This window comes from Desulfurispirillum indicum S5, assembly GCF_000177635.2.
GTDB lineage: Bacteria > Chrysiogenota > Chrysiogenetes > Chrysiogenales > Chrysiogenaceae > Desulfurispirillum > Desulfurispirillum indicum.
On record NC_014836.1, the window covers coordinates 630,248 to 646,826 of the forward strand.

A 16,579-nucleotide genomic window follows, 5' to 3' on the forward strand; every position below is an offset into this window, starting at 1 on the left:
TTGTCACCTCTCTGTGTCACCTGACTGACGGAGAAAAATCATGAAGCATCAGCGTTTCAGTCCCCTGGCAGAGGCCTGGATTCTCTTTTTCCTGCTGGGCGTGCTGATGATCAACTATCCCTTTACCCATATTTTCAACAAGCTCACTCTGGTGCTGGGCGTTCCCATGATGGTGCTGTACTTTCTGCTGGGATGGCCGCTGTCCATCGCGGTGATTTATTTTTTCACCCGCAGCCTCAACCATGGAGACGCAGAGTCAGCTGACCATGAAGACCGCGATCAGGGGGAGTCATGATCTCTGTGTACCTGGTCGGCCTGATCTCCCTGCTCTACTTCCTCTTCCTCTTCGCGGTGGCTTACTATGCCGATAAAATGCGTGACGCCTCCCGCAGCATTATTTCCAATGCCTATATCTACTCACTCTCCCTCGCCGTCTACCTGACATCCTGGACTTTTTACGGCAGCGTCGGGCGTGCGGCCACCACGGGGCTGGATTTTCTGCCCATCTACCTGGGGCCGACCCTGATCGCATTCAGCTGGTGGTTTCTGCTGCGTAAGATGGTGCGCATCAGCAAGGAGCAGAATATTGTCAGCATTGCGGACTTCATCTCCAGCCGCTATGGCAAGTCGGCCACCCTGGGGGCGGTGGTCACGATCTTTGCGGTGATAGGCGTCATGCCCTACATTGCCCTGCAGCTGAAAGCCGTGGCCAATACCTTTGAATTCCTGACCTTGTCTGCCAGCGCCGTCGAACAGGGGGTGCGTCGTCCCATCCAGGGCCTGCCGACCTACATGGATTCGGCATTGGTGGCGGCCCTGCTGCTGGCCGTGTTCAGCATGCTCTTCGGAGCCAGACGCCTGGATGCCACCGAGCGCCACGAAGGTTTGGTGGCCGCCATTGCCGTGGAGTCCATCGTCAAGCTGGTGTCCTTCCTGGTTATCGGTATCTTTGTGACCTACGGGATGTTCGGCGGCTTTGGTGATATTTTCAGCCGCTTTCTGGAAACCTTTCCGGAACGCAGCCACCTGCTTCTGCTCAATACGGAGCAGACGCCGTACGTAACGTGGTTTACCCTCACCTTTGTCTCCATGATGGCGGTGATGTTCCTGCCCCGCCAGTTCCACGCCATGGTTATCGAAAACTCCGACGAAAAACATATCAGAACGGCCATGTGGTGCTTTCCTGCCTACATGTTCCTCATCAACATCTTTGTCATCCCCATTGCCCTGGGTGGCCTGCTTCTGCAAGGGGGGGACACGGCCAATGCGGACTTTTTCGTCCTGCTGATACCCCTGCAGGAGGGCCACCCCTGGCTGGCCATGCTGGTGTTCATCGGTGGCTTTTCAGCCGCGGCCGGTATGGTCATGGTGGCGTCAGTTGCCCTTGCCACCATGATCCTGAACCATCTGCTCATGCCCCTGATCCTGCGTTTCAGAATAGACACCGCGGACATGTCCGGTCTCCTGCTGCACATGAAGCGCCTGGGAATCGCGGTGGTGGTTCTGCTGGGCTACTTCTACTACAAGGTAATCGGTGAGACCTATGCCCTGGTGAATATCGGTCTGATCTCTTTTCTTGCGGTCACCCAGTTCGCGCCGGCAGTGATCGGAGGGCTTTTCTGGAAGCGGGGGAACCATCTGGGCGCGATGGTGGGCCTGGTTCTCGGGTTTGTTGTTTGGGCCTATACCCTGCTTATTCCCTCTTTTATCCGCTCGGGCTGGATGACGAGCACGCTGCTGGAAGAGGGCCCCTGGGGTCTCTCCTTTTTGCGTCCGCTGGAGCTCTTTGGGCTGAGTGGCTTTGATATGTGGTCGCACGCGCTTTTCTGGACCATGTTCTTCAATCTCGGAGCCTATCTGGCCCTCTCCCTGCTGACCAGCGCGTCGTCAGATGAAGAAGAACAGGCAGAGCGCTTTGTGGATGTCTTTGAGGGCAATGATCCTGCGCTGGTGACCCGTGAGCGCATCAGTCAGGCTCCCAGTGTCCATGAGTTTCGCGATCTGATGGCCAAGTTTATCGGCGAACGTCAGGCCCATGTGGCCCTGAACCAGTATATGAAAGAGAAGAGCCTCGCCTTGGACGAGAAACACCTGCCGGAATACGAGGTCATTGGCCTGAAGCAGTTTACGGAAAAGACCCTGGCCGGCTCTGTCGGAGCAGCGCCGGCCCGCATTATTCTGGAAAATTACCTGAGTGCCAAGGGGAGCCGTATGGAGCGGGTTTTTGATCTGTTCGGTTCGGTGACTATCAGCCGCACCACCAGTCGCGAGCAGCTCAGTGTCCTCTATGAGGTGGCGCGGGAGGTATCCAGCGGCGATGACCTCTCCAGTATACTGGATAATGTCCTTGAGCTGCTGCAGGGGCAGTTCCGCTTTGACCTGTGCGTTATCCGTATGCTGGATGAAGACAAGCAGGCGCTGGTGGTGCAGAGTCAGGTAGGGATGAGCTCGGAACACCTGGGAAAATCCGAGCGCAATCTTAGCCTGGAAACCTATATTGGCACGGCTTTCATCACTAATGCGCCAGTGGTGGTCAACGACGCCGATACGGCAGACAAGGCCATCGCCGCTCAGCTGGCCCGCGATGAAGGCATACAGTCCTTCGCCCATGTGCCCGTGACCATGGAGGGCGAACCAGTGGGGGTTCTCTCGGCCTTTTCCCGGACATCAAAGGGGATTTTCACCAAGGAGTTCATGGAGCTCTTCCAGAATATCGCCGGCCAGATCGGGGTGGCATGGCGCAATGCCCGCCAGACGCGCAAACTTATTGAAGTCAGTGAGCAGCAGCGCGAGCTGCAGATTGCCCGGGCAATTCAGGTGGGTCTGCTGCCCGCCGAAGTGCCCGATCTCCCAGGCGTATCCCTGGCGGGAATCTGCATTCCGGCCCACCAGGTGGGGGGAGACTACTATGACTTTCTCCTGCGCGAAGAGCTGCTGGATCTTGTGGTGGCCGATGTTTCCGGTCACAACATTGGTGCCGCCCTGGTGATGACACAGGCGCGCACCTTCATCCAGTCCCGCGCCAGGGATAACCGCCATCCGTCGGAACTACTGGCTGAGCTCAATCGCTTTCTCTACGGCGATCTGCTGAAGGCGGAGCTCTTTATCACCATGTTCTATGTGCAGTATGATTCGGCCTCGCACCGCGTCACCTATGCCAGTGCCGGTCACAATCCACCCCTGCTGTGGCGTGCAGAGACCGGGCAGTGTGAACGCCTGGATGCCGATGGCCTCATTCTGGGTATCGAGCCGGAAGTTTCTTTTGAAGAAGAAGAGACCTTCCTGCATCCGGGGGATGTGCTGCTGCTGTACACCGACGGCATTACCGAAGCGGAGAATCGTCAGCGGAGCTTCTTTGGCGAGGAGCGGCTGCAGGTGCTTCTGCAGGAGTACCACCATCTGAGCGCACAGCAGATCATCGATGCCCTGCTGGATCAGGTCAGGCTTTTCACCGGGAGTTTTCACTTCCGGGATGATATTTCCATGGTAGTTCTGAAGCGGGAGGCAGTATCGGGACGGGTGAAAGAAAAGCGTCCCGTGTTGGTGGCGGGTAATGGGAAGCAGGGCTCAGGAGCTGGTGCGTGAAGAACCGATAAGGTACCGATGCGAGAAGATAGAGGAGGGTCAATGGGATTCACGGTGGAAGAACAGGATGGCATTATCGTGGTTTGTGTTGAGGGTGAACGCCTGGATGCCCATAACAGCGTAGAGCTCAAGGAGTACCTGCAGAAGTTGCAGGAAAAAGGGCCACAGCGGGTCGTCGTCGATCTTGGCCGTGTGCAGTTTATGGATTCGTCGGGCATTGGCGCTCTGGTTGCCGGATTCAAGGGATTGCGCGCTGCCGGTGGAGACCTGCGACTGTGCTGCATTGCCTCACCGGTGGAGGCAATTTTTCAGCTCACCAGATTATATCGCGTTTTCCCGATTTATGGCGGTCGCCGTGAAGCCCTGGAGAGTTTTCGTGACAAGGAAACCACATGAAGGAAAAAATTGAACTGGATATCAGTGTCCCCAATCAGACCCGCTATCTGAGCCTGATTGGCAGGATCGGCGAGGAGATCGCCCGCACCCTGGAACACTATGAGGGCGATCGGGATGAGCTGGCCTACCATATCAACCTGGTGCTGACCGAAGCCACGACGAACGCTATCCGCCATGGCAATGAGGGGAATCCTGACAAGGATGTGCATATCACCATTACTATTGCGGAAGATCTTCTGTATATCAGGGTCTATGACCATGGCCAGGGTTTTGATATCAGCACGTTGCCCGAACCGGATTTTGATTTTCTGGAAGACCATGGGCGCGGAATTTTTGTGATCCGTTCGCTGATGGATCGGGTCAGCTATCTGCCCAGCAATGGTGGTTATGTACTGGAGATGACCAAGCGGCTCCTGTGATCGTCTCTTGTCTTTTCGGGCGCTTTTGAGTACATCTATAGCTATATCTCTGTGGCGAGGAGGCCCTTTATGGCTGTTTCTTTTAAAGATCTCGGACTCTGTAACACCCGCGACATGTTTGCGGGGGCGATGGCGGGAAAGTACGCTATTCCGGCTTATAACTTTAATAATATGGAGCAGTTGCAGGCGATAATCAGTGGTTGCGCCCAGTCGCGCTCACCCGTGATCCTGCAGGTGTCCAAGGGAGCGCGCAATTACGCCAATGGAACTTTGCTGCGGTATATGGCCATGGGAGCCGTTGAGCTGGCTCACCAGACCGCACCGATACCCATTGCCCTGCACCTGGATCATGGAGATTCCTTTGAGCTGTGCAAGGACTGCGTGGACAGCGGATTTTCCAGTGTCATGATTGATGGCTCCCACCTGAGCTTTCAGGAGAACATGGCGCTGACAAAAAAAGTGGTGGAGTATGCCCATCAGTTCGACGTGAGTGTTGAAGGGGAGCTTGGGGTGCTGGCAGGCATAGAAGACGAGGTTTCCTCGGAGGTGAGCCATTACACTGATCCCGAAGAGGTTGAAGAGTTTGTGCGATTTACCGGAGTCGACTCCCTGGCCATATCCATCGGAACCAGCCATGGAGCTTTCAAGTTTGCCCCCGGTAAGCCGGTGCCCCCCTTGCGTTTTGATATTCTGGAGGAGATAGAGCGGCGTCTGCCCGGCTTTCCCATTGTGCTGCACGGTGCCAGCTCGGTGGTTCCCGAGTATGTGGATATGATCAACGCCTATGGTGGTGATATCAAAGGTGCCCTGGGTGTGCCCGAAGAGCAGCTGCGCCGTGCGGCATCCTCCGCGGTGTGCAAGATCAATATTGACTCTGATGGTCGACTGGCCTTCACCGCGGCCATTCGCAAGGCACTGGCGGAAAATCCCGCCGAGTTTGACCCCAGGAAGTACCTGAGCCCTGCCCGTGACCTGCTGGTGGAGCTGATCAAGCATAAAAACCGCGAAGTTCTGGGCTCGGCTGAGCGTATATAGAATCTTGACAACAGTACCCTTTTCTGGGAGCATGCTCCCAGAACATGACTAATCCGTCATAAATCCTGAAAATACTCATAAAAGGCGGTGTACTATGGCAGCAGAAAGCGTTCTGAATTTTACTGACGCAAGTTTCGATAGTGATGTTTTGCAATCCTCCACTCCGGTTCTGGTAGACTACTGGGCCAGCTGGTGCGCACCCTGTCGCATGCTTTCCCCCACCATTGATGCTCTGGCAGAAGAGTTTGTGGGCAAGGCCAAGGTGGGCAAGGTGAATGTGGATGAAAATCCCCAGACCAGCCAGAAGTTCGGCGTGCGCAGCATCCCCACCATCATGATCTTCAAGGGTGGCCAGGTGGTTGATCAGGCTGTGGGTGTACAGTCCAAAGAGGCCCTTAAAGCGCTCCTGACAAAACACCTGTAAGATGAAATGAAACAGCCGGAAGCCAGTCAGGCTTCCGGCTTTCTTTTTACCATGAAGTCACCTCCTCCCCCACCGGTTATACCTCGCTGGTCCCTGAAGAATCTCTTCGTCATGGGTTGTGTCGCCCTGTCATTTTATATCCTCTATTCCGCGGCTTTTCGCTCCCTTGGGCAAACGCACAGCGTACCCCCGGATCTGACGCTTCATACCCCCGATGGGCAGCCCATCGAACTGATTCACAATCTGGGAGAACCCTTTTTCCTCTATATCGGCCCAGTGGACCGACAGACATACCTGAAGTGCCTGGAAAGCACATCGCCCTACAGAACCTACCTCATCCCCGTCAATATCCACCAGCTTCCCCGGGTACTGGGCTCTCTGGAGGGCCTGGAAAGCAGTCCCCGTTGCGTGCTCGCGCTGGTGAGCGCTGAGCAGCTGCGCAGCCATAGTCGCCGGCTCGGGATTTCACGCTATCCCGCCGTGCTGGAAGTGGGCGGAGATTTTTCCATTCTGAGCAGGATAGAGCCATGATGTCGGTGCTCCTGCCAGCGGCGCTGGCATTTGTGCTGGGCGCCTGTCTGGGGAGCTTTGTGGCAGCCTGCTCCTATCGCATGCCGCGGGATATCAGTATCGTGTTTCCCGCTTCCCACTGCCCTCGCTGCCAGGAGCACATTGCCTGGTTTGCCAATGTGCCGGTGCTGGGCTATGTGTTCTGTCGGGGGCGCTGCCTGCACTGCCATGGCTCCATCAGCCCTCTCTATCCTCTACTGGAAGCCTCCCTGGGGTTGCTGTTTGCCGCAGTCACGTTTCACTTCCTGCCGGACATTCCCCAGGTGATCTGGTACCTGAGCCTGGTATTCTTTCTCTTCGCCTGTGGTGTCATTGATGCGGTCAGTGCCAGCCAGTTTGGTGGGGGTGAAGGTATTATTCCCGACTTTTTCAGCGTTGGCGGGCTGGTGGCAGGGCTGGCACTGGCCATATGGTTTGGGCACTTTGCCGCCTCACTGGCCGGGGCGCTGGCGGGCGGCGGCATCCTGCTGGCAGTGTACCTGTACTACCGGTACGTGCGCCAGATAGAGGCGCTGGGCCTTGGTGATGTGAAAATGCTGGCCATGATCGGCGCCTTTGTCGGGGTGACCGGTGTCCTCTATACCCTGTTTCTGGCGTCGCTGACCGGTTTGGCGGCTGCAGTGTTCTTTATGATCTATCACCGGAGTTTCAGCCTGCAGATGAAAATACCCTTCGGGCCTTTTCTGGCCCTGGGAGCGCTGCTGGTTGTTTTTGTGCGGGGGTGAAACATGTGGTTTTCCAGGGATGCCAACGCGGTGGGTTTTCTGGATCAGCGTCAACTGACACTGTCCGCGAGATCTTTGCCGCAGCGGGGTTTTCGCTATTCCACGGCGCTGCAGGATGACTCAGAAAAGCAGCCTGAGCGTGGCTTTATGGGGCCTGCCCGCCGCTGTCGCCTCTTTCTCTCCCCGGATGAGGTTGAGGTGGTGCTGCTGGATCTTCCGCAACTACCAAAGGACAAGGCCCGCCTGGCGATCGGGTCGATGCTGGAGCAGAAGACAAGGCGCAGCCGGGATGAACTGGTCTGGGATTGCACCTGTCTCACTCCGGGACGCCAGTCACAGACCATGAGCTACAGTGTCTGTTATGGCAACCGGGCCCGGGTGTTCGAAAGGTGCCAGGGAGTGACGGCCACTTCTGGCTGGCAGGTGGCGGAAGTTTCCACCTTCCTCCATGTGGCGCTCAAGGCGACAGAGCGCGAGACTGCTCCAGTCGGGCACCGTGTTGGATATGTCCTGTGCGGGCCGTCAACCTGCACTATCGCTCTGGGTGTGGGAAGTCACCTGCTGTGCAAGCGGACCATACCCCGCCACCAGTATGAGCACCCGGAACTCTGGCGAACCTTCCACGCTTTTGCCGCTCAGCATCCACTTGCGACCATGCCACGGAGTGTGTATGGCTGGGATAGTGAGCAGGTGCTGGACTTGTGGGGGGACCGTGAAGAGCCGATATTGGTGCAGCCCTTTGCCGTGCGCCGCGGGGTACCGGGTGATGGCCCGTTTCCGTGGGCGGTGAAGCCATGAAGAAGCCGCAATGGGCCTACGGTGTGAACCTGGTGGCGGCTCGTTCGCGGAAAGCGCGCTCCCGTCCCTGGGCCCTGGTGTCAGGCGCTCTGGTGCTGCTGGGTTTGCTGCTGGGTGATCCCCTTTGGGAGAGGTGGCACTTGCAGCGGCAGCTGAATGCTATTGATGCTTCACCGTTGCCGGTATCTGCCATGGCCCGTGAAGAACTTCCAGCCGTCTTCTCCGGCGATGCAACACTGGTGGAAGGCCAGGAGTTGTTTGCGACGGGGATGGTCATGGGTGTCGCCGGGCTGCAGTGGCTGCTGGAAACCTTTGTGGGGCAGATGGAGGGCGTGGCAGTGCGTGAAATTGTTCAGTCGGAGCCATCGCTCCTGCGGGTGCAGGTGCAGGCGGAGGATATGCGGAGCCTGACGGAGTACCTCTCTGTTCTGGGAGAGCGGCGTGGAGTTCTGGGAGTTGACATGGTTTCGGTGCAGCAAAGGGGAGGTGTCACCCTGGCGTCCGTGCATGTGGAGCTTGGGGGGGAAGTGCGGTGAAGGGGGTGTTTTCCGGGTCACGCCGTGAGAGATTCCTGGTGGTGGTGACCCTGTTCATGGTGTTGATGACATTGCTTTGGAGCGTGCGCCAGGCGATCCTTGCCGAGAATCGGCGTCTGGCGGATGAGATCGCACGCGTCCGTGCGGCGCTTGAGCATGCGTCCGAGTTGTCTGCATCGACGTCTCCCTCTGCTGTGGCCGCATCGGAGGTTTTTGGGGGGAGTTTTGTGCGCGATCTCCTGCCCTGGTACCTGGAAAATCATCATATTCAGGTGCTGCAGTTGCACGGTAGCCCTGCCGTATCGGGATCTGGCGGCGCAGCGCGGGTAAGTGGCTATGGTCTGACCTTGCGGGGCAAATCCCACAGCCTCAGCGACTTTTTTGAGTTTCTGCAGGAGTTGCCGGGAATCCTGGCGCTGGATCAGGTGCGCTTGCTGGGTACTGATGGTGGGGAGTTTGAACTCTCTTTACGGCTGTACGTGGCGGAAGATGTGTACCGCCGCTGGCAGTCTCCTGCTCTGGTGTCAGGGTCAAAAGCTCATCCTGTGGAGGAGAGTGCGGGAGCAGGGTCGGTGACTTTGGCTGAAGCTGAGGCGGTGACGACAGCTGTTTCCCTTGAGGGGGCGCTCCTGCGTGGGGGGCGGTGGTGCGTAATTCTGCAGGATAAGTGTTTTGAAGTTGGTGAAGCGCTTCCAGGGCGACACTGGTCTGTGGAGGAAATTTCTCCAAACGGTGTTACGCTGACTGCTCTTCACGGAAATGTGCGTGAACGTCAACTTCGTATACTTTTTAACCAGGAGTAATGGCGCCAAAGCGTGTGTCGGGACATGTGAAGAAAGTCTCAAATCCTCTGTGTGCCTTTCAGTGCGCCATTTTTGCTCTTTGTCGCCCAGAATTTCCTTTGGTGGATTATTGACAAAAAAGCACTTCTGCGGTGGAAATTGTATACGATTATATGCTATAAAAGGCTGTTTGAGTTCTATGTTGCCCCGAAGTACAGATTAAACACGTGTGAAGCGTGTATTCGGAAGGAGTTGCCATGGTTATTGACGGGTACGGTCCCTTGCTGGGCATCATCGCCATCGGTGTGATCTTGCCAACGGCTCTTGTGACGCTGGCGTGGCTGCTGGGTCCCAAATTCGGGACGCGGTTGAAGTACACGACCTATGAGTGCGGCATGGAGCCCACCAGTGAGGCAAAAAGCCGTTATCACATCGGCTACTATCTCTATGCCTTGCTCTTTTTTGTCTTCGAGATCGAAATGATCTACATCTTTCCCTGGGCTGTCGCATTCCACGACCTGGGACTGCTGGCGTTGATTGAGATGTTCATCTTCGTCGCCATCCTGGTTATTGCGCTGGCCTATGCCTGGAGAAAAGGAGGATTGCAGTGGACGTAGTCAGCCCAGTGCGTAAACCCTATGAAATCGACATGCTGGACAAGTACGCTGACGACGGCAGCCAGGGGGTGATCATCACCACGCTGGAAAAGGTCTACAACTGGGGGCGCTCAAACTCCCTGTGGCCCCTCTCCTACGCGACGGCCTGCTGTGGTATTGAAATGATATCGTCTTCCTGTCCCCAGCACGATATCGCCCGCTTCGGTTCCGAGGTCTTCCGGGCCAGCCCCCGCCAGGCTGACCTGATGATTCTGGCCGGTACCATTACCAAGAAGATGATGCCCCAGGTTGTGACCCTGTGGGAGCAGATCGCTGAGCCCAAGTACGCCATTGCCATGGGCAACTGTGTGATTACCGGGGGGATATTCAAGTACTCCCCGTCCGTTGTTGCCAATGTTCCCGATTACATTCCCATCGACGTCTTTATTCCCGGCTGCGCACCGCGCCCCGAAGCCCTCTTCAACGGCATTATCACGTTGCAGCACCAGATCCGTCGCCAGAAGATGCTCAAACGCAAGGAGTATCTTGGCAAGCAGCCCAAGCGGCTTAAGGACGGTTCGCTGAATCCCAACTACGTTGAGGGGAAACACTACCCCATTATCCTGGGAGAGAGTTGATATGGCTGAAGAAACACCCAAACCGAAATTTACTCCCGAGCAGATTGAAGAGATGAAAAAAGCTGCCGCTGCCAAGAAAGCCGCTGCTGCCGCCAAGGCTGCCGAAGGCGCTGAAGGCGCAGCCGAAGAAGTCGCCGCGCCCGCTGCTCCCCCTGAGCCGCCCGCCTGGCTGGCAGAAATCATCAAGGATGTCAGCGGCGTGACCTATAAAGGTACCGACTCTAACCAGTGGGACATCGTTGCCGTGGAGAGCGCCCAGGTGGTTGCCCTGTGTCGCAGGCTCAAGGAAGCTGGTCTTGACTACCTCACCTGCCTCAGCGGCGTGGAGTACTCCGATCGTTTCGGCACGGTGCTGCACATGTACAGCACTACCGATAAGCGGCAGCTTTGCGTTCAGTACGCTACCGCCGACAAGAGCGAGCCTGTTACTCTGCCTTCCGTCTCGGCCATCTGGTCCACCGCTGAGTGGCACGAGCGTGAATCCTTTGACCTGCTGGGGATCCGCTACGAGGGACACCCCGATCTGCGGCGCATTCTCCTGCCCTCCGACACCCAGGGTTACCCCCTGCGCAAGGATTTTGTACCCTCAAACGACGGGAGTTTGAAGATATGACAACAACACCCCAAAGCACCCTGGCACCCGCCCTGTTCAAACACGATTACGAAAGTGATCTGATGACCCTGGCCATGGGACCGCACCACCCATCCACCCACGGCGTACTGCAGATTATGCTGAAGCTTGATGGTGAGGTCGTGGTGGAAGCAGAGCCGGTTATCGGCTTCCTGCACCGCTCCATGGAGCGCATGGGCCAGGAACGTCCCTGGATCCAATATACGGCTGCCCTCAACCGGGTAGACTATCTGGCCACGATCCACAGCGAGGTTCCCTACTGCGTGGCCGCCGAGCGTATCGCCGGACTCGAAGTCCCCGAGCGCGCCCAGTGGCTGCGTGTTCTGATGATGGAGCTCAACCGCATCCACTCCCACCTGCTGTGGGTGGGAACCTTCCTGCTGGATATGGGCGCCACTACCATCGTCATGTACTCCCTGCGTGAACGTGAACTCATTCTGGATATCATGGAAGAGGTCACGGGCATGCGCATGATGAACAACTACACCCGCATCGGTGGTGTTCGTTACGACATGACCCCCAACTCCATTGAAAAGACCCGGGAATTCATCAAGAGCTTCCCTCAGGCCCTCAGCGATATGGAAGCCATTATTACCGGCAACCCCATTGTGCGGGGCCGTCTGATCGGCAAAGGCCTTCTCACAAAACAGCAGGCCATCGACTTTGGCGCCATGGGCCCCATATCCCGTGCCTCCGGCGTGGATTTTGACCTGCGCCGTGATCGCCCCGATTTCGTCTACGACAAGCTGGACTTCAAGGTTCCCGTCTTCCAGGAGGGCGACAACTTTGCCCGTTACATGGTGCGCATGGAGGAGATGAAAGAGTCCCTCAGGATGGTTGAGCAGTGCCTGGATATGATGCCCGAGGGCCCGGTCAAGGTGGAAAAACCGAAAATCGGCCCCATGTGGAAAGCCCCCGCCGGCGAGGCCTATGCGGAAGTGGAGTCTGCCCGCGGCATCCTGGGAACCTACGTGGTTTCCGATGGCAGCGGCAACCCCATGCGTACCAAGTTGCGCGGAGCTTCCTTCAGCAACCTGCACGCCTTTGCCCAGACCCTGGTGGGCATCAACATTTCCGAAGTGGTAATTTTGCTTGGAACCTACGACGTAGTCCTCCCAGAGATCGACAGATAGAGGTGCCCTGATGTTCTTTTCCTTTACACAGGCCTGGCCACTGTGGGCTCAGCAGATTTTTTACGCCGTTGTGCCTGCTGTGCTGGTGGTGGCGGTGGCTCTGACTTCCGTTATCCTGCTTGTCTGGTATGAGCGCCGCTGGCTTGGCTTTCTCCAGCACCGCTATGGTCCCAACCGCGTTGGACCCTTCGGCCTGCTGCAGCTCATCGCCGATTCCATAAAGATGCTGACCAAAGAAGACATCATGAATCGTGGTGTCCACAAGGCTCTGTTTACCATTGCTCCCATTATTGCCATGAGTGCTGCCATCATTGCCTGGGCGGTTATTCCTTTCGGGGAGAACCAGGTGATCAGCAATATGGACATGGGGATTTTCTTCCTCTTCGCCGTTGCTGGCCTGGGAACCTTTGCCACCATTATTGCCGGCTATGCCAGCGACAACAAGTGGAGTACCCTGGGCGCCATGCGCGGTGTGGGGCAGGCGATCAGCTATGAAATTCCCCTACTCTTCTCCATCGTGCCCATCTTCCTCATGGCAGGTTCCTTCAACCTGCAGGAAATTGTGCTGCAGCAGCAGGGTGGCTGGTACTTCTGGCATCAGCCTCTGGCCTTTATCCTCTTTTACATATGCATGACCGCTGAGGTGAACCGCACGCCCTTTGACCTGCCCGAGTCGGAAAGTGAGCTGGTCTCCGGCTTTAACACCGAGTACTCCGGCTTCAAGTTCGGCGGCTTCTTCATGGCGGAGTACATCGCATCCCTGACCATGTGCGCCCTGCTGACCCTGCTGTTCTTCGGCGGCTGGTACCTGCCCTTCGCCAACATCCCCGCCATTGCGTCACTGCATACGGGCATGAGCGGCTACTTCATCAACCCCATTGTCTTCCTGGCCAAAACCTACTTCTTCTTCGGTGTCACCGTCTGGGTACGGGCTACCCTGCCCCGGGTCACCATCGGCATGCTGCTGAGCCTGGCCTGGAAGGGTCTGATTCCCCTGACCATCCTGAACATCTTTGTGACAGGCATTGTCCTGTACCTTGTGAGGTAATGCGCTATGGCTCATGATGAACACTCCACTGCCACTCCAGCCAGCGAACCAAGCGTGGCTGTGAAGACAATTGAAGCGGTTGCAGCCGGGGCAAAGGCCATCAGCATCGGCATGAAGACCGTTCTCAAATATGCTGGCGGTCCCCGCCCCACCCGGGAATATCCCGAAGTGGTGCGACCACTGCCCGAGCGCTCCCGCGGCCGCCTGTACTTCATTGAAGAAAAGTGCATCGCCTGCAATATGTGCGTCAAGGCGTGCCCTATCGATGTCATTCAACTGGAATTCCATCGCGAGGACCGCGAAGTGGATGGCAAGGTCAAGAAGGTACCCGTCATCGACAAGTACACCGTGGATATCGGCGAGTGCATCTCCTGCGGCCTGTGCGCCGAGCACTGCCCCACCGATGCGGTATTCCAGTCTCAGGAGTACGAGACGGCGTACTACTATAAGGAACTCTTTGTCATGAACAAAGATGAACTGGCCATGACGTTTCCTGAGTACATCGAGAAAAAATCACGGGAACTGAAAGGAAAGTAGGATTATGGCAGAATTTGTATACCATCTCGTGTTCTACATGCTGGTTGTGACGATCCTGGCCAGTGGTCTTGCCATGATTTTCACCCGCAATATCGTCGCCAGCGTTACCTGTCTGGTGGGCACCTTCCTGGGTGTGGCCGGCATCTTCTTCCTGCTCAATGCCGAGTTTATCGGCGTTGTCCAGATCATGGTCTATGCGGGCGGTCTTTCCCTGCTGATCATCTTCGCCATCATGCTGACCGACCCCCGCGACCATGAGGTTGACCGTCCCAAATCCGGCAATGTGATGCTGGCGGCGGCGGTAAGCGGTATTCTCTTCATCATGATGGTCATTGCCATCAGCACGGCCCAGTGGAGCTTCTCCGACGCCGAGCCTCTGACGACGCAGCCAGCGGTCTACATCGGCATCCAGTACTTCACCAACTACATAGTACCCTTCTACCTGGCGGCCATTCTCCTCTCCATGGCCCTGACCGGTGCCATTGTTCTGGCGAAGAAGGAAGGGGAGGATGAAAAATGCTGAGTATAACCCTGAACCACTTTCTCTTTCTGGCATCGGCAGTCTTCTGCCTGGGGATTTTCGGCATTATTGCCAGCCGCAATGCCATTAAAGTGCTCCTGAGTATTGAAGTCATGCTGGCAGGCGTTACCATGGCCTTTATCGCCATATCCAAGTACGTCACTCCCGATACCCTTGAGGGTCAGATCATCACCATCTTCATCCTGACGGTGGCTGCGGCGGAAGCGGCAGTGGGTCTGGCTATCCTTCTGGTCGTGTACCGCAACTACAAGACGGTTGACATGTCCAAATTCAACGTGCTGAAGTGGTGAGGTAACTATGATTGAATTTGCCATATCAAACGCGTGGCTTATCGGTATCATGCCCATCCTGGCGGGCTGTGTGGCCCTGCTGGTGGTCAAGCCGTGGCCGAAGCTGGCCCACACTGTGGTGATTGTGCCTTCGGCCATTGGCTGGTATCTGGCGACGCTGATTCTCATCGGGGCCTTCATGGGCTACGATCTGTCATCCTCCCAGTGGAGCTACCGACTGCTCACCACCGGGGACTTTGACCTGAATTTCGGCATCCGGGTGGATAACCTGACGGCCCTGATGCTCTTTATCGTCATGACCGTCAGCACCCTGGTGCAGCTGTTTTCCACCAAGTATGTGGAAGGCGATGGCGGCTACTCCCGTTTCTTCGCCTTCCTGGGCCTGTTCACTTCGTCCATGCTGGGGCTGATCCTGGTGGACAACCTGCTTGGCCTGTTCATCTTCTGGGAGCTGGTGGGTGTCTCTTCCTTCCTGCTGATCGGACACTGGTATCAGAAGCCTTCGGCGGCGGCAGCGGCCAAGAAGGCCTTCATCACCAACCGGGTGGGCGACTTCGGTTTCCTCATCGGTATCATGATTATCTTCGCCACTACCGGAACCCTGGAGTTCTCAGGGCTGCGTGAAGCCATTGTGGCCGGTGATCTCTCCGGCTGGATTCTGACCGCTGCCGGTATCGGTATCTTCTTTGGTGCCATTGGCAAATCTGCCCAGTGGCCCCTGCATGTGTGGTTGCCCGATGCCATGGAAGGCCCCACTCCCGTTTCGGCCCTGATCCACGCCGCCACCATGGTTGCCGCTGGTGTCTACATGGTGGGCAAGATCTACTTCCTCTTTGAAGCTTCTGCCACGACCCTGCAGTTCATTGCCTGGATCGGTGCGGTAACCGCCTTCCTGGCGGCCTGCATTGCGGTGGTACAGTATGACATCAAAAAGGCCCTGGCCTACTCCACTGTATCCCAGCTGGGCTTCATGATGTTCGCCCTGGGCATGGGCCCTATCGGCTACGCGGCCGGTCTGTTCCACCTCATGACCCACGCCTTCTTCAAGGGCATGATGTTCCTGGACAGTGGTTCCGTCATTCACGGCTGTCACCACGAACAGGATATGCGCCGCATGGGCGGCCTGCGCAAGAGCATGCCCTTCACGGCAGGCATCATGCTGCTGGGCTGTCTGGCCATTGCGGGCGTTCCTCCCTTCAGCGGCTTCTTCAGTAAGGATGAAGTGCTGGCGGCTGCAGCGGCCATGAACCCGATGATCTTTATCCTGGGTGCTGTGACGGCTGGTCTGACCGCCTTCTACATGTTCCGCATGTACTTTATGACTTTCCACGGCGAGTACCGCGGCCATGCTCACCCCCACGAGTCTCCCTGGCAGATGACCGTGCCCCTGGGTATTCTTGGCTTCTTCACCGTCACTGCTGGCTGGCTGGCCCTACCCCACTTCTGGGGAGGACCCAATTATATTGCCGAATTCCTCGTCTACACGCCGGTGACCGATGCCAGCACCTACCTGAAGCTCAACGTGGGCGTCATGGTACTGGCCACCCTCATCAGCCTTGGCAGCATCACCCTGGCCTACCTCATGTACTCCAAGGGAACCATCTGCCCCGAGAAGATGAAGCAGCGCTTCAGCTACCTGCACAAACTGCTGACCTACAAGTTCTTCTACGATGAAGTATATAACGCCATGTGCAAGCACGTGGTGGTAGGCGCGGCGAACGTGAGCTGGTGGTTTGACCGCGTGGTTATCGATGGAATCGTCAACAGCATCGGTTCTGGCACCTACAGCGGTGGCAACACCCTGCGTCGCCTGCAGTGGGGCAGTGCCCAGTCCTACCTGTCTGTCCTGGTCATCGCTGTCGCCATTATCGCAGCGCTGCTGTTTATTTAGGGGA

The 16,579-nt window shown here is 56.9% G+C and carries 20 protein-coding genes; all 20 read left to right on the forward strand.

Features of this window, described 5'->3' with window-relative positions; genetic code table 11:
• Positions 1 to 40: 40 nt before the first annotated feature.
• The 20 genes from SELIN_RS03005 to nuoL all read left to right on the forward strand — a co-directional run bounded on the left by SELIN_RS03005 (position 41) and on the right by nuoL (position 16,575).
• Positions 41 to 295 (forward strand): hypothetical protein, encoded by a 255-nt coding sequence (locus tag SELIN_RS03005; protein WP_013505231.1) that lies wholly within the window; start codon positions 41 to 43, stop codon positions 293 to 295.
• On the forward strand, positions 292 to 3,585 hold the full coding sequence (locus tag SELIN_RS03010; protein WP_013505232.1) for a SpoIIE family protein phosphatase: 3,294 nt from the start codon (positions 292 to 294) through the stop codon (positions 3,583 to 3,585). The genes SELIN_RS03005 and SELIN_RS03010 overlap by 4 nt, the downstream gene beginning before the upstream one ends.
• Before the next feature lie 42 nt (positions 3,586 to 3,627).
• Entirely contained in the window at positions 3,628 to 3,981 is a 354-nt protein-coding gene (locus SELIN_RS03015) for an STAS domain-containing protein (RefSeq protein WP_013505233.1), read from the forward strand.
• On the forward strand, positions 3,978 to 4,400 hold the full coding sequence (locus SELIN_RS03020) for an ATP-binding protein (protein WP_013505234.1): 423 nt from the start codon (positions 3,978 to 3,980) through the stop codon (positions 4,398 to 4,400). The genes SELIN_RS03015 and SELIN_RS03020 overlap by 4 nt, the downstream gene beginning before the upstream one ends.
• Before the next feature lie 69 nt (positions 4,401 to 4,469).
• Positions 4,470 to 5,435: a class II fructose-bisphosphate aldolase gene (locus tag SELIN_RS03025; RefSeq protein WP_013505235.1), complete on the forward strand. Its 966-nt coding sequence runs from the start codon at positions 4,470 to 4,472 to the stop codon at positions 5,433 to 5,435.
• 94 nt (positions 5,436 to 5,529) lie between these two features.
• Positions 5,530 to 5,859, forward strand: a complete 330-nt coding sequence (trxA, locus tag SELIN_RS03030; RefSeq protein ID WP_013505236.1) for a thioredoxin — start codon at positions 5,530 to 5,532, stop codon at positions 5,857 to 5,859.
• Between the two features lie 6 nt (positions 5,860 to 5,865).
• The gene (locus SELIN_RS03035) at positions 5,866 to 6,390 is read left to right on the forward strand and encodes a hypothetical protein (protein ID WP_013505237.1); all 525 of its coding nucleotides are present in this window, start codon (positions 5,866 to 5,868) and stop codon (positions 6,388 to 6,390) included.
• Positions 6,387 to 7,154, forward strand: a complete 768-nt coding sequence (locus SELIN_RS03040) for a prepilin peptidase (RefSeq protein ID WP_013505238.1) — start codon at positions 6,387 to 6,389, stop codon at positions 7,152 to 7,154. The genes SELIN_RS03035 and SELIN_RS03040 overlap by 4 nt, the downstream gene beginning before the upstream one ends.
• 3 nt (positions 7,155 to 7,157) lie before the next feature.
• Positions 7,158 to 7,952 (forward strand): hypothetical protein, encoded by a 795-nt coding sequence (locus SELIN_RS03045; RefSeq protein ID WP_013505239.1) that lies wholly within the window; start codon positions 7,158 to 7,160, stop codon positions 7,950 to 7,952.
• The gene (locus SELIN_RS03050) at positions 7,949 to 8,488 is read left to right on the forward strand and encodes a hypothetical protein (protein ID WP_013505240.1); all 540 of its coding nucleotides are present in this window, start codon (positions 7,949 to 7,951) and stop codon (positions 8,486 to 8,488) included. Before SELIN_RS03045 ends, SELIN_RS03050 begins: the two co-directional genes overlap by 4 nt.
• 38 nt (positions 8,489 to 8,526) lie before the next feature.
• Entirely contained in the window at positions 8,527 to 9,291 is a 765-nt protein-coding gene (locus SELIN_RS03055; RefSeq protein ID WP_156788010.1) for a hypothetical protein, read from the forward strand.
• Between the two features lie 236 nt (positions 9,292 to 9,527).
• Positions 9,528 to 9,887 (forward strand): NADH-quinone oxidoreductase subunit A, encoded by a 360-nt coding sequence (locus SELIN_RS03060; RefSeq protein WP_013505242.1) that lies wholly within the window; start codon positions 9,528 to 9,530, stop codon positions 9,885 to 9,887.
• Positions 9,878 to 10,504 carry an NADH-quinone oxidoreductase subunit B gene (locus SELIN_RS03065; RefSeq protein WP_013505243.1) on the forward strand — a complete coding sequence of 209 codons (627 nt, stop codon included), beginning with the start codon at positions 9,878 to 9,880 and terminating at the stop codon, positions 10,502 to 10,504. Before SELIN_RS03060 ends, SELIN_RS03065 begins: the two co-directional genes overlap by 10 nt.
• Position 10,505: 1 nt before the next feature.
• Positions 10,506 to 11,117 carry an NADH-quinone oxidoreductase subunit C gene (locus tag SELIN_RS03070; protein ID WP_013505244.1) on the forward strand — a complete coding sequence of 204 codons (612 nt, stop codon included), beginning with the start codon at positions 10,506 to 10,508 and terminating at the stop codon, positions 11,115 to 11,117.
• Positions 11,114 to 12,268, forward strand: coding sequence for an NADH-quinone oxidoreductase subunit D (locus SELIN_RS03075; protein WP_013505245.1), 1,155 nt, complete (start codon positions 11,114 to 11,116; stop codon positions 12,266 to 12,268). Before SELIN_RS03070 ends, SELIN_RS03075 begins: the two co-directional genes overlap by 4 nt.
• A gap of 10 nt (positions 12,269 to 12,278) precedes the next feature.
• A complete protein-coding gene (gene nuoH, locus SELIN_RS03080; RefSeq protein WP_013505246.1) occupies positions 12,279 to 13,316 on the forward strand; it encodes an NADH-quinone oxidoreductase subunit NuoH in 1,038 nt (345 codons plus the stop codon).
• Between the two features lie 6 nt (positions 13,317 to 13,322).
• Positions 13,323 to 13,853: an NADH-quinone oxidoreductase subunit I gene (locus SELIN_RS03085; RefSeq protein WP_013505247.1), complete on the forward strand. Its 531-nt coding sequence runs from the start codon at positions 13,323 to 13,325 to the stop codon at positions 13,851 to 13,853.
• A 4-nt stretch (positions 13,854 to 13,857) separates the two neighbouring features.
• Positions 13,858 to 14,376 (forward strand): NADH-quinone oxidoreductase subunit J family protein, encoded by a 519-nt coding sequence (locus tag SELIN_RS03090; RefSeq protein WP_013505248.1) that lies wholly within the window; start codon positions 13,858 to 13,860, stop codon positions 14,374 to 14,376.
• Complete coding sequence (gene nuoK / locus SELIN_RS03095) at positions 14,373 to 14,684, forward strand: NADH-quinone oxidoreductase subunit NuoK (RefSeq protein ID WP_041726422.1); 312 nt, start codon at positions 14,373 to 14,375, stop codon at positions 14,682 to 14,684. The genes SELIN_RS03090 and nuoK overlap by 4 nt, the downstream gene beginning before the upstream one ends.
• Positions 14,685 to 14,691: 7 nt before the next feature.
• Complete coding sequence (nuoL, locus tag SELIN_RS03100) at positions 14,692 to 16,575, forward strand: NADH-quinone oxidoreductase subunit L (protein WP_013505250.1); 1,884 nt, start codon at positions 14,692 to 14,694, stop codon at positions 16,573 to 16,575.
• Positions 16,576 to 16,579: the final 4 nt, after the last annotated feature.

Bases quoted from the DNA above. Each gene is read 5' to 3' on its own strand.
- SELIN_RS03035 (WP_013505237.1), top strand. From the start codon at position 5,866: ATGAAACAGCCGGAAGCCAGTCAGGCTTCCGGCTTTCTTTTTACCATG.
- SELIN_RS03075 (WP_013505245.1), top strand. From the start codon at position 11,114: ATGACAACAACACCCCAAAGCACCCTGGCACCCGCCCTGTTCAAACAC.
- SELIN_RS03005 (WP_013505231.1), top strand. From the start codon at position 41: ATGAAGCATCAGCGTTTCAGTCCCCTGGCAGAGGCCTGGATTCTCTTT.
- SELIN_RS03050 (WP_013505240.1), top strand. From the start codon at position 7,949: ATGAAGAAGCCGCAATGGGCCTACGGTGTGAACCTGGTGGCGGCTCGT.
- SELIN_RS03090 (WP_013505248.1), top strand. From the start codon at position 13,858: ATGGCAGAATTTGTATACCATCTCGTGTTCTACATGCTGGTTGTGACG.
- SELIN_RS03015 (WP_013505233.1), top strand. From the start codon at position 3,628: ATGGGATTCACGGTGGAAGAACAGGATGGCATTATCGTGGTTTGTGTT.
- SELIN_RS03010 (WP_013505232.1), top strand. From the start codon at position 292: ATGATCTCTGTGTACCTGGTCGGCCTGATCTCCCTGCTCTACTTCCTC.
- SELIN_RS03045 (WP_013505239.1), top strand. From the start codon at position 7,158: ATGTGGTTTTCCAGGGATGCCAACGCGGTGGGTTTTCTGGATCAGCGT.
- nuoH (WP_013505246.1), top strand. From the start codon at position 12,279: ATGTTCTTTTCCTTTACACAGGCCTGGCCACTGTGGGCTCAGCAGATT.
- SELIN_RS03070 (WP_013505244.1), top strand. From the start codon at position 10,506: ATGGCTGAAGAAACACCCAAACCGAAATTTACTCCCGAGCAGATTGAA.
- SELIN_RS03060 (WP_013505242.1), top strand. From the start codon at position 9,528: ATGGTTATTGACGGGTACGGTCCCTTGCTGGGCATCATCGCCATCGGT.
- SELIN_RS03085 (WP_013505247.1), top strand. From the start codon at position 13,323: ATGGCTCATGATGAACACTCCACTGCCACTCCAGCCAGCGAACCAAGC.
- SELIN_RS03020 (WP_013505234.1), top strand. From the start codon at position 3,978: ATGAAGGAAAAAATTGAACTGGATATCAGTGTCCCCAATCAGACCCGC.
- nuoL (WP_013505250.1), top strand. From the start codon at position 14,692: ATGATTGAATTTGCCATATCAAACGCGTGGCTTATCGGTATCATGCCC.
- SELIN_RS03040 (WP_013505238.1), top strand. From the start codon at position 6,387: ATGATGTCGGTGCTCCTGCCAGCGGCGCTGGCATTTGTGCTGGGCGCC.
- SELIN_RS03025 (WP_013505235.1), top strand. From the start codon at position 4,470: ATGGCTGTTTCTTTTAAAGATCTCGGACTCTGTAACACCCGCGACATG.
- trxA (WP_013505236.1), top strand. From the start codon at position 5,530: ATGGCAGCAGAAAGCGTTCTGAATTTTACTGACGCAAGTTTCGATAGT.